Annotated in this window: 10 protein-coding genes; 3 read left to right on the forward strand and 7 right to left on the reverse strand. The window is 31.4% G+C overall.

Annotation, left to right across the window (positions count from 1 at the left end; translation table 11 throughout):
• Positions 1-38: 38 nt before the first annotated feature.
• From rlmF to ACYU7A_RS06190, 4 genes are read right to left on the reverse strand one after another with little or no spacing between them, the layout of a single operon-like run.
• Positions 39-1,019, reverse strand: coding sequence for a 23S rRNA (adenine(1618)-N(6))-methyltransferase RlmF (gene rlmF / locus ACYU7A_RS06175; RefSeq protein ID WP_460575022.1), 981 nt, complete (start codon positions 1,017-1,019; stop codon positions 39-41).
• Between the two features lie 53 nt (positions 1,020-1,072).
• Positions 1,073-1,735, reverse strand: coding sequence for a thiamine diphosphokinase (locus ACYU7A_RS06180; protein ID WP_460575024.1), 663 nt, complete (start codon positions 1,733-1,735; stop codon positions 1,073-1,075).
• Between the two features lie 35 nt (positions 1,736-1,770).
• Positions 1,771-2,583, reverse strand: a complete 813-nt coding sequence (locus ACYU7A_RS06185; RefSeq protein WP_460575026.1) for a DUF4249 family protein — start codon at positions 2,581-2,583, stop codon at positions 1,771-1,773.
• 4 nt (positions 2,584-2,587) lie between these two features.
• Positions 2,588-4,960, reverse strand: a complete 2,373-nt coding sequence (locus ACYU7A_RS06190; protein ID WP_460575028.1) for a TonB-dependent receptor — start codon at positions 4,958-4,960, stop codon at positions 2,588-2,590.
• 226 nt (positions 4,961-5,186) lie between these two features.
• Between ACYU7A_RS06190 and ACYU7A_RS06195 the strand changes: the two genes are divergently transcribed.
• Positions 5,187-5,804: a hypothetical protein gene (locus tag ACYU7A_RS06195; RefSeq protein WP_460575030.1), complete on the forward strand. Its 618-nt coding sequence runs from the start codon at positions 5,187-5,189 to the stop codon at positions 5,802-5,804.
• A 45-nt stretch (positions 5,805-5,849) separates the two neighbouring features.
• Here ACYU7A_RS06195 and ACYU7A_RS06200 read toward each other — a convergent pair whose 3' ends face one another.
• From ACYU7A_RS06200 to trmD, 3 genes are all read right to left on the reverse strand, one after another.
• Entirely contained in the window at positions 5,850-7,073 is a 1,224-nt protein-coding gene (locus ACYU7A_RS06200) for an NADP-dependent isocitrate dehydrogenase (protein WP_460575032.1), read from the reverse strand.
• Between the two features lie 220 nt (positions 7,074-7,293).
• Entirely contained in the window at positions 7,294-7,644 is a 351-nt protein-coding gene (gene rplS / locus ACYU7A_RS06205) for a 50S ribosomal protein L19 (RefSeq protein ID WP_298307332.1), read from the reverse strand.
• A gap of 141 nt (positions 7,645-7,785) precedes the next feature.
• The gene (trmD, locus tag ACYU7A_RS06210; RefSeq protein WP_460575034.1) at positions 7,786-8,463 is read right to left on the reverse strand and encodes a tRNA (guanosine(37)-N1)-methyltransferase TrmD; all 678 of its coding nucleotides are present in this window, start codon (positions 8,461-8,463) and stop codon (positions 7,786-7,788) included.
• Between the two features lie 608 nt (positions 8,464-9,071).
• On the opposite strand from trmD, the gene ACYU7A_RS06215 reads away from it, so the two are divergent.
• On the forward strand, positions 9,072-9,641 hold the full coding sequence (locus ACYU7A_RS06215; RefSeq protein ID WP_460575036.1) for a hypothetical protein: 570 nt from the start codon (positions 9,072-9,074) through the stop codon (positions 9,639-9,641).
• A gap of 33 nt (positions 9,642-9,674) precedes the next feature.
• Positions 9,675-12,468: HYR-like domain-containing protein (locus ACYU7A_RS06220; protein ID WP_460575038.1), on the forward strand; the 2,794-nt coding region annotated here is incomplete at its 3' end.

The raw sequence follows: 12,468 nt of genomic DNA on the forward strand, positions 1-12,468 counted from the left end.
GCAAAATTTCAGAAGAGCAAAGTTACAAAGTTTGATAGTTATTCAGCAGAAAACTTCCACTCTTTCTGTTGTTTTTCGCTTAAGAAAGTCCACGCTACAAAACGACTTATTTTTTGTCCTTGAGCCATGTCAATGGTTTTAATTTCTACTGCTCCAACTTTATTCAGTGTTTTGTATATGCTTTTTAAATTGTCTTTTTTGGAAACTAAAGTAGTAAACCAAAATACTTGCAACGGATATTTTACACTTTCATAAATCATTTGAGTGATGAAACCAATTTCGCCTCCAGTGCACCAAAGTTCGGCGTTTTGACCACCAAAATTCAAAACAGGTTTAATAGATTTAGTATCTTCTAAATTATTTACTTTTCTCAAAGAAGCTTTAGTTGCTTCGTCTTGCGAGGCATGAAATGGCGGATTGCAAATTGTAAAAGCAAATTTATCTTCAGGAAGGATAATATTTTTAAAAATAAATCTTGGTTCCACTTGTAATTGAAGACTTATTGCTTCAATCAAATGTGGATTTTTTGCTATGATTTTTTTGCAATTTTGAAGTGCGTTTTCATCGATATCAGTTCCAACAAAACTCCATTGGTACTCATGATTTCCTATTATTGGATAAATACAGTTTGCACCAATGCCAACATCAAGACCAATTACATTTTCACCTTCGGGAATAATTTTGTTATTAGAATCTGCTAATAAATCGGCTAAATAGTGAATATAATCAGCTCTTCCGGGAATTGGCGGACACAAATAATTTTTAGGAATTTCCCAATATTCAATTCCGTAATTTGAAATTAATATAGCTTTGTTTAATGCTTTTACCGCTTCAGGATTTGCAAAATCAATAGTTTGCTTCGCCTGTTCGCTTTTGCTCGGGTCGACATCGTGTTCATTGACGAAAATATAATTTTTTAAAATGGGATAATTGTAAATTAATTTTTCAAAATCGTATCTAAATCTATGTTGATTTCTTGGATGTAATGTAGTTTTTTCTTGGATTGTTTTGTTCTTCATTTTGTCATTTCTCTATATCAAATATATGAAAATGAATGCATAAAACAAGTGATTTAGTCAAAACATTCCATTAATAGTAAATCGCCATCAGAATGTTCGATTTTTACAATTCCATCTTCGGTTACATGGTTGCTGCTTCCTGTTCGATATCCAATGGTAAGTTCTTCATTATTTAAAGGATAGAATAGATTTTGAGTTGTAATTCCGCTTACTTTTCCAATTGGAATTAAAGAAATTGGCGTATTTTTAGTGTACCATTTTTCAAATTTATTAGGTAATAAAAACACTTTAGAATGGTCGTCAAGAATTACAATTTTTAATTTTTTTCTATAACTAACAATATTCGTGATATTTGTAATAGTGTGATCGGCACGTTTTCCGGTTGCCCAAACTACGTTGACAGCTTTGTGACCTTTTTCAATTAAATAATCAAACGCTTTTTCTAAGTCGGTTTTGTCTTGATTTGGTGTGTGAACAATTTCAAGTGGAAACTGTTTTTCTTTATAGATTTCTGGATTAAAGTCATCGTCAAAATCTCCTAAAAGCACATCAATTTTAATGTCTAATTGTAAAACTCTGTCAATGGCGTTGTCTAAAACTACAACTATTGGCGACCATTCTAACAATTGTCCTAATAACTCAAAACTGCACGAAGCTCCATTTGCAATGATTAGTGCTGGTTCTTGATCGTCGCGAACAATGTGATGTGATGACATTTTTAGATTTTATTGAAAATCAAATATAAGCTTTTCTATTGAACGGTATAATTCAAAGTATCAATTTCTGATAAATGAAAATAACCCAATGGATAATTATCTTGGTTGTTTTGGTTTATAATGTTTCCTCTCAATGTAGCTGGTGGAGTTGCAAATGGACTTCCTCCAGCACTTCCAGCAATGTTTAATAACTTGTTCATGTAGTTGAAATAGCGAATTGAAATTCCTTTCAAGCTAAAACTTAGAACGTCACCAGATTTTAAATCACTATCAGTATAAAACCCAAACATTTGATTTCCTTGGAAAAATTCGTCTTTGATAACGCCAAATTCAGGTAATAATTTTTCCGAGTTTTTTACTCCAATTAAATAGTTATTATCTTCTAAACCATTGTCTTGATAGAAAAATTTTACTTGAATTTCATCTCCTCCAAAACCTTGTACTGTAGTTTGTTGTGTGCTATCAATCGTAGGTGTTGCTAACAACTTCTCGGTTGAAGTATAGGTTTGTCCTGAATATTGAACGGTTAAAGTATAGTTTTCATTAATAACAGGAACAAAATTTGAACAAATATACTCGCCAGTATTTGGAATTTCTAAGAAATTGAAAACATTGTTAGAACTATTTGTAACAAAAACAACTGCTCCAGAAACAACAGGTATTGTATTGCTATAATAATCTGTTGTAAGAGTAAGTTTTATTTTTTGGTCGTTTCCGATAGTTCCTTTTTGCCATAAAATATTGGCATCAATAACCAATTTAGGATTAGCAGTATCTAAATCAATATCGACTTTGTCTTCGCAACTTGCAAAAAATAGTAGAGCTAAAATGTAAATTATATTTTTCATTTTGTTAGAATTTAAAGTTGTAAGAAACTGCAGGAACAATTCCGAAAATAGATAATTTTATGGCTTCATTTTGTCCTGAATCTTGATTCTGTCTAAAACTTATTGAAGCAGCATTTTTTCTTGCATATAGATTATAAATGCTAAAAACCCATTCGCCTTTCCAACGTTTATTGTCACTTCTTTTAGGAGTTAATGTTGCCGAAATATCTAAGTGATGATATAAAGGTAAATTGTTTTCATTACGTAAACCATAACTAGGAACAGTAATTCCTTGATAAGTATATTGTCCGTTAGGATAAGTTACAGGTTGACCAGTTTGAAGTACAAAGTTGGCTCCAAAATTCCATTTTTTATTTAATTTATAAGAGCTTGTTATGGCTAAATTATGGGTTTTATCGTAAGCAGAACGGTACCAATTTCCATTATTGATTCCAGTTTCATTGGCAGTTCTTCCGGGAGTTCTTTGTTCGGAACGTGAAAGTGTGTAAGAAATCCAACCGTTGAATTTACCAGTATTTTTCTTGAACATGACTTCTAGACCATAAGAACGCATTTCACCATTAAGGATGACTTGTTCGATGGCTTCATTTGCAATTAAATCGGCACCATCAATGTAATCCATTCTGTTTTTTACTTTTTTGAAAAAACTTTCTACTTCAAGAGAATAAGCATCTTCTTTAAAGTTTGCAAAATATCCAACAGCTACTTGATCGGCTATTTGCGGTTTTATGAAATTATCACTTGGTGTCCAAACATCCAATGGAGTAGGTGAAGCGGTGTTAGTAACTAATTGTAAATATTGAACCATTCGGTTATAACTAGCTTTAACCGATTTGTTTTCGTCCAACTCGTAAGCAACAGAAAAACGAGGTTCTAAATTATTGAAATCAGCAATAACTTTGTTTTTGCCATAAAATTCTGTTCCAATTGGAGTTGCTTTTTCATAGATTTTCAAATCATTATCAAAAGTTACTGCTTGGTTATTGGCATAAACATTCTGAGTAGAATTTCCTAAACGATAGAATAAACTGTACCTTAAACCGTATTCAATATTGATATTGTCTGTTAGTTTTTGCTCGGCTCCAGCATAAAAAGCTGGTTCGAAAGCATATTTCTTTTCCAATTGGCGGAAGTTAATTCCTGAATCACTTCTAGAGGGTTCAATGGTTCCTGGGTTGAAATCATAATAAATACCATTGGCACCAAAATTCAGTTTAATTTTATCAGATAAATAATATTTAAAATCATATTTAATGTTATAATTCTTTATACCAGAATCCCAGTTGAAACCAACAAAATCTAAGTTAAGTCCATAATAGTAATCGCTATAAATCAAAGACAAATTAGAAAATAATTGGTCTGAAAATAAATGGTTCCAACGTAGATTTAATGTTGAATTACCATAGGTATTTGTAAAGCTTTGATTTAATGAGAAAACATCTCTACCAAAATATCCAGAAAGGTATAAGTTGTTGTTTTTGTTTAGTTTATAATTCAATTTGGTGTTTAAATCATAAAAGTAAGCTGAATTTTCATTGTTAGATAGTTTCAGAAATAAGTGAGCATAAGAGCCACGACCTGCTACAATAAAGGAACCTTTATTTTTCACAATTGGACCTTCTGCTAGTAATCTGCTCGATATTAAACCAATACCGCCATTCATATGAAAACCAGTACTATTTCCGTCTTTTTGATAAATATCTAATACTGAGGATGCTCTTCCACCAAATCTTGAAGGAACTCCACCTTTATATAATTTCAAATCTTTAATTGCATCTGGATTAAAAACAGAGAAAAAACCAAATAGGTGTGAAGAATTGTAGATAGTTGCTTCATCTAAAAGCACTAAGTTTTGGTCAGCTCCGCCACCTCTAACATTGAAACCCGATTGTCCTTCTCCTGCATTTGTTACACCTGGAAGAAATAAAATGGATTTAATAATATCAACTTCTCCCAATACAACTGGCATCTGTTTTATTGTAGCAATAGACATTTTATTGACACTCATTTCAGGTTTTCTGGTATTTGTGCCAACTTTTTCTTTAATAATAACTTCTTGCAACAATTCGCCACTTTCAATTAAACTGTAATTTTTTTTGATGTTTTGATTTAATGAAATTTTTTCGTCGATAGTTTCATAGCTGATATAACTAATACTTATTTCATAGTCGCCTTTGGGAAGTGTAAGTGAGTAAAAGCCATATTCATTTGTAATTGCAGATGATTTGGTTCCTTTTACAATAACGTTTACACCTATTAAAGTTTCATTATTTTTTTTATCTGAAATGGTACCACTGATGGTAAACTTTTCTTGCGAAAAACTTGACATTGAGGTAAGAATAAACAGAAATATTGTCAATAATCTATTGAAAGGCATAGTCTTTGATTTAGTTTTGCAAATTTGATAATTTATTAGGCTTGTTGTTGCGTAACGAATGTTAATGTATGGTTAATAATTAAAAAAGGGTATTTCTTTTTTGAATATATTTACACTTTAATTAGATATGGTAAGGATTGTTTTTTTTGTATTATTTTTAATTTGTTTTTCTTTTAGTTCTCATGCACAATTTGAGCAAACTAAAAGAAAGGTAAATATTAGTGCGATGCCAGACAAAGCTAAAAAGAAGAAAGCTATTTTACCAGAAACTCCTCCAACTACAGTTACACCAGAAATAAAATTTGAAAGTCAATATTTTAAAAAGGAGGATGACATATTATTGAGAAGTTTACCTAAATTACCTAAAGTAGGTGAGGTAGAAACTCCAAAAACCTATGAAGTAAGAAGTGTTTCTGAAATTTACACTGAAAAAGTACAAGCTAAAATGGCTCAAGAAGGAATTTCAAGAGAAATTTTAAATAGCGATATTTTTTTGGGAGAATATACAGTTTATACAAGCGAAATTAAGATATCTGCAAGAGATTATAGTGCTATTGATGGTGATTTAGTTAGAATTTGGTTAAATGGTGAAATAGTAACTAAAGTAGTTGACTTAGATTCTGGTTACCAACGATATGATTATGTTTTGAAAGAGGGTTTAAATGTAATTCAAATTGAAGCACTCAATATAGGTTTGTCATTTCCAAATACAGGACAGTTTTCATTTGTTGATGGAAATGGTAAAATGATAACAGAACAGTTTTGGGGATTGAATGAAGGTTATCGCGCAACCATAAAAGTATATAAGAAAAAAGGTTTAGAAGAAGAGAAAGAGAATAAATAAAAAAGACGACCTATTGGTCGTCTTTTTTATTTCTAATTTAGAAAATTATGCTAATTTTTTATCTAAATTTTCTTTGATAGCTGCTAAGAAATTTTCTGTAGTTAAGTAATCTGCTGAAGTTAATCCCTCTGGTTTTACTAACATTGCTAAATCTTTTGTCATTTTACCACTTTCAACAGTTTCTACACAAACTTCTTCAAGCTTGTTGCAAAAATCTATTAATTCTTGATTTTGATCTAATTTACCTCTGTGTTCTAAACCTCTTGTCCAAGCAAAGATAGATGCAATTGGGTTTGTTGAAGTAGCTTTTCCTTTTTGATGCTCTCTATAGTGACGAGTTACTGTTCCGTGTGCTGCTTCTGCTTCAACTGTTTTTCCATCTGGAGTTACTAATACAGAAGTCATTAATCCTAATGAACCAAATCCTTGCGCAACTGTATCCGATTGAACGTCTCCGTCATAGTTTTTACAAGCCCAAACAAATCCACCATTCCATTTCATTGCAGATGCAACCATGTCATCGATAAGTCTGTGTTCGTAGGTCATTCCGTTAGCTTCAAAATCAGCTTTGTAATGTTGTTGATACACTTCTTCAAAAATATCTTTGAATCTTCCATCGTAAGCTTTCAAAATTGTATTTTTTGTAGAAAGATATAAAGGCCATTTTTTAGTCAAAGCCATTTGAAAAGATGAATGTGCAAATCCGTAAATACTTTCATCAGTATTATACATAGACATTGCTACACCATCACCTTTAAAGTCATAAACTTTCCACTCAGTAGTTTCACCAGCTTCATTTGTAAAAGACATGGTTAAAGTTCCTTTTCCTTTAATAACTTTATCAGTTGCTTTGTATTGATCTCCAAAAGCGTGACGACCAATAACAATTGGTTTAGTCCAACCTTGAACGTATCTAGGTACATTACTCATAATAATTGGTTCACGGAAAACAGTTCCACCAACGATATTTCTAATAGTTCCGTTTGGAGATTTCCACATTTCAGAAAGGTTGAATTCTTTTACGCGCTCTTCATCTGGAGTAATAGTAGCACATTTAATACCAACATTGTATTTTTTAATTGCTTCTGCAGAGTCAATTGTGATTTGGTCTTTCGTTGCTTCTCTGCTTTCAATTCCTAAATCGTAGTATTTGATATCTAAATCAAGATAAGGAAGGATTAGTTGTTCTTTAATGAAACTCCAAATAATTCGTGTCATTTCATCGCCATCCAATTCAACTACTGGATTGGCTACTTTAATTTTTGCCATAATGTATAATGTTTTGTTGTTTGTTTTTATAAAAATTCGCGGTAACAAATATAAGAATAAGTAGTTAATTTTATTATAGTTGAGCTACGAAATCGATTGATTTATGAATTTGATATTTTAACGAACTTAAATTATGAATTTGATAATTTAGAGTTATTTTTTTTGCATAAAAAAAGCCTCGATATCATCGAAGCTTTTTTTATTGATTGAAAGTTTAGAATTATCTTCTTCTTTCTTTGATTTTTGCTTTTTTACCAGTAAGTTCTCTAAAGTAGTAGATACGAGCTCTTCTAACTTTACCTCTTTGGTTCAATTCAATTTTTTGCAAAGCAGGCATGTTAACTGGGAAGATACGCTCTACACCAACTGCACCTGACATTTTACGGATTGTAAAAGTTTCAGTGATACCAGCTCCTTTTCTTTGAATAACAACTCCTTTAAAAAACTGAGTTCTTGTTTTTTCACCCTCTTTAATTTCGTAGTAAACTGTGATAGTATCACCAGCTCCAAACGCAGGGAAATCTTTTTTTGTTGATAATTCGTTATTAACGAAATCTACTAAATTTGCCATTTTTAATGCTAATTATGGTTTAAAATCTGAGCAACATTCACGGTTTTCGCCAGAGGTTGGTCAAATGTGGGTGCAAAAGTAATAAATAATTTGAATTTTGAATTAAAATTTCGGAATTATTTTTAAGATAGAAAATGATTATTAATCCTCTAAAAGATCTGGTCGTCTATTTTTAGTATGTTCAAATGCCATATCTTCTCTCCATTTGTCAATTTTGGCGAAGTGGCCACTAGTTAAAACTTCAGGAACTTTCCATCCTTTGTAGTCTGCAGGTCTAGTATATATAGGTCCAGATAGAAGTCCGTCTTGAAAACTATCTGTCAGTGCCGAAGTTTCATCAGATAATACTCCCGGTATTAAACGAATTATTGCATCACAGAATACTATTGCACCAATCTCACCACCACTTAATACATAATCACCAATAGAAATTTCTTTAGTAATAAAATGGTCTCTTACTCGTTGGTCGACTCCTTTGTAATGTCCACATAAGATTATAATATTTTCATACATCGATGCGGTATTTGCCAACTTTTGATTTAAAGTCTCTCCATCAGGAGACATATATATGATTTCATCATAAGTCCTTTCACTTTTCAAATGGGTTATACAAGCATCAATAGGTTGAATCATCATCACCATTCCTGCGCCACCACCAAAAGGATAATCATCAACCGATTTCTGTTTATTAGTAGTGTAGTCTCTCAAATTATGAAAATGTACTTCTACTAATCCTTTATCAATAGCACGCTTCATTATAGATGCTTCAAATGGACTTCTAAGTAATTCAGGTAATAAAGTGATAATATCTATTCTCATTTTATAAAAATTATTTGCAAAGATACAAAGTTAAAGAGTATTTGACTTTTGAAATTGTAGAATGTAGAGCTACACTTTATGTTAAAAACGAAAAACACGTATTTCTACGTATAAATTTTAAATGCTTAGAAGCTAAGTTTGTAAACTCAAAATAGGTTTTCGTTAAACGATGTGAATTTGTTTATTCTTAAATCTAATTTTGTAAGTTGATTTTTAGTGATTAAATATAAGTTAGTGTTTTTCAATCAGTTGCTGATTTGTTGTTTTTGATTGAGTTATATTTTAAAGAAAAAATTAACGAATGTTAAGCGTTTTATGCTAAACAACGATTTTTAAACACTTTTCAACGTTTTTAATTTTTTGTTGAAAAGTTATAATTTAAGTTTGTTGTAGAATTAATTTGACTTAAATAAAGTGAACTCTTTAATAATGTTTATTTAATTTTATAACAAAGTAAAAACAAAATTTTTAAAATATAACATAAGTAGATCTTGGTTTTTTTGCCCCGAAAATTAAGATTAAATAAACTTAACCTCATAAGTATTCAAATTAAGTTTTGAATTTATGTAATGCTATATTTTAATTACAAATATTTAAAATATAATATTATGAGAAACAAAGATTTAATTCAGCCAACAGAAACATCTTTTTTGCAATCAATAAGTATTGTGAGAAATACCAAAATTGCTTTTGCACTAATCTTGATGATGTTTTCATTATCAAATGGATTTTCTCAAGCATCAAATCAAAGAGCTCAAATTATTACTAAGGATGCTTTTTTGAATTCTTTGTCAAACTCAAGTACAAGATACTCTTCAACTGAGTATAACAATGTACTTGGTTTATTGAATAATTCAAATTCTTCATTATATCTAAGTAATGGCCAAGTAAGAACTTATGGTCAAATACCTGTATGTATGTATACAGATCTTACATCGCTAAGTATTGCCGATAGACCTGATCTACCAACAAACGATATTCAATTAGTGACTATTAAAATAGGAAGAGCTTCTGAAATTACTGGTCCAATTGATCTTACAACTATCTGTAATTATAAAAATGTAAAGTACATACATATTAAATTAAATTTTGATATGGAGGCTTCTCAGTTGACAAGATTGATTAAGAATTGTAATCCTAAATGCGTTGTTTTCTTCAGCGTTGAAAAAATATCTTAAAGTTACTTTTTGAAAAAAAATAAATATCTTATTATGAAAAATTTATACTCAACCCAAAATACAAAAAAGCAAATTTATTTTTACTTTCTTCAAATAGTACTTTTATTTGGAGTTGTGTTTTCAGCAAATGCACAGTTAAGAGTGCCATTTACACAGAGAACATCACAGTATTCTCCTTCAAGAAGTGTTTATAATATTAAAGGAGATTTTGCAATGGTTGGAAATACCAACTTGACGCTTCAAAGTTATAGTAATGATGGCACCAATGATAATCCTATGGTTTATGTTGATGTCGATGGAGATTCAAATACATTCAATTCATCTTCAGCAAATTTAACATTATCAACTGAAAATGGAGCATTGCCTTCATGTTCGAGAATTATTTATGCTGGATTATATTGGACAGGTAGATCTTCTAATAGTAATCCTAGTAATGATATTTTTACGGTTACTAAAAATAATGTTACCAAAACATTTAATAAAAGAGTGATTTCCTTAAAAGGACCTCAGTCATCAACTTATACTCAGTTTACTGCAGCTGCTTCAGATATTTATTATCCAACAACATCTGATGGATACATGTATTCTGCTTATGCTGAGGTAACAGATTATGTTAGAAATAATGGATTAGGAAACTATTTTGCTGCCGATATCGCTTTAGTTGAGGGTAATGGTGGTGGAACTGGTTTTTACGGAGGTTGGAGTTTGGTAGTAGTTTATGAAAACTCTAAAATGAAATATAGAGACGTTACTATTTTTGATGGACATGCCTATGTTGCCGGAAGTGTTACTGCTGATTTTGAAATTCCAGTTTCAGGATTTAATACAGTTCAATCTGGACCAGTTAATATGAAATTAGGTTTAATGGCTGGTGAAGGTGATAGAGGTATTTCTGGAGATTATTTTCAAATAAGAAATCATACAAACACTAACTGGGTTACATTAAATCACTCAGGAAATGCTACAAATAACTTTTTTAATTCGTCAATTGCTACTGGTGGAAATACAAGAAATCCAAATTTGCTAAATAATACTGGATTAGATATTAGCGTTTTTAATATTCCTAATGCTGGTAATGCTGTTATGACTAACAATCAAACAAGCACAAGATTTAGATATGGAACAACACAAGATACTTATGTGATTTTTGCTGCTGTAATGTCGGTAGATGCCTATATACCTGATGTTGAAAATATTTTATCTCCAACCGCAATAAACAATGTTCCGGTTACATCACCTCCATACACTGTTTTGCCAGGACAAGAGATGACTTTTAATGTAACTATAAAAAATTTAGGTACAGAGCCAATCAATAATTATAAGTTAGTAATACCAATACCATTCAATGCAAGTTATGTTGCAGGAAGTGCTGTTGGAAGTGTTTTCTTTACACCATTACCTACTCCTAACACAATTACATTTAATCCAAGTTTAGGAGCTACTGGTTCTATTGTTTGGGATTTCGGTACATTACCTTTACCTGCAGATCCAAATACATTGTTAGGAGCTTTATCTTTTAAATTAAGAGCAACCACTGATTGTTCAATCTTAAGTAATCCAAATTGTTTAGCGCCAATTTCTGTTAACGGATCATCTTCAGGTGTAGGTGGAATAACAGGTGTTAGTTTTAACGATAAACAATTTATTAAAGGTTATTCTCAGAATGGAAGTTGTCTAGGCGAACCAGTAAGTCAACCTTTAAATGTTGATATTAATGCTACCAATTACGTAAATACTAACTGCCAGAATACGCCAATAGTTAGAAATTTCAATTTCTGTAATTCAAGTACAACAGTTGCAGTTTCTCAAATAGCACCGAATTTTCCAATAGGATCATTATTTTATAATCAATATCCTGTTACGCAATCTGCAATTCAATATACAGCAAGTAATCCATTTCCATTAGTATCTGGATCAACTGTTACGTATTATGCAGTTCCACCTAATACCTCTGGTTGTTTCTTTCCATTTACAATTAGTAAATGTGGAGTTATTAACGCAATAAATGATAATTATTCTAATATAAATTGTACAACAACTGGATTGATTGGAAATGTAATTTCTAATGATTTATTAAATAATGTTCCAGTTCCTTTAAACTTAGTGACTTTTACTTTGTTGACAGGAAGTAATCCTAATATATCTTTTGATAGTTCAGGAAATGTTACAGTTACTAGCGGTATTGCTGCAGGTACTTATACTTTTACTTATAGAATTTGTGAAAATGCCAATGCGTCTAATTGTGATACAGCGACAATCACAATTAATGTAACAGATACAACTGCACCAGTTATTGCAACATTACCAGCGCCAAGTACAATTTCTTGTCCAGCAACTCCAAGTTTTGCAACAGCAACAGCAACTGACACTTGTGGTTCTGCTACTTTAAGTTTTGTTGATGTTGTTACAAATGGAACATGTTCAGGAAGTTATTCAGTAACTAGAACATGGACAGCTACTGATACAAGTGGAAATACATCAACAGCATCACAAACTATCAATGTAACGGATACAACAGCTCCAGTTATTGCAGCATTACCAGCGCCAAGTACAATTTCTTGTCCAGCGACACCAAGTTTTGCGACAGCAACAGCTACAGATGCTTGTGGAAGTACATTCACATTAACATTCAATGATGTTACTACAAACGGACAATGTTCAGGAAGTTACTCAGTAACTAGAACTTGGACAGCAACAGATGCTTGTGGAAATGCATCAACAGCATCACAAACTATCAATGTAACGGATACAACAGCTCCAGTTATTGCAGCATTACCAGCGCCAAGTACAATTTCTTGTCCAGCGACACCAAGTTTTGCGACAGCAA

The sequence above is a fragment of the Flavobacterium koreense genome, from assembly GCF_054776075.1.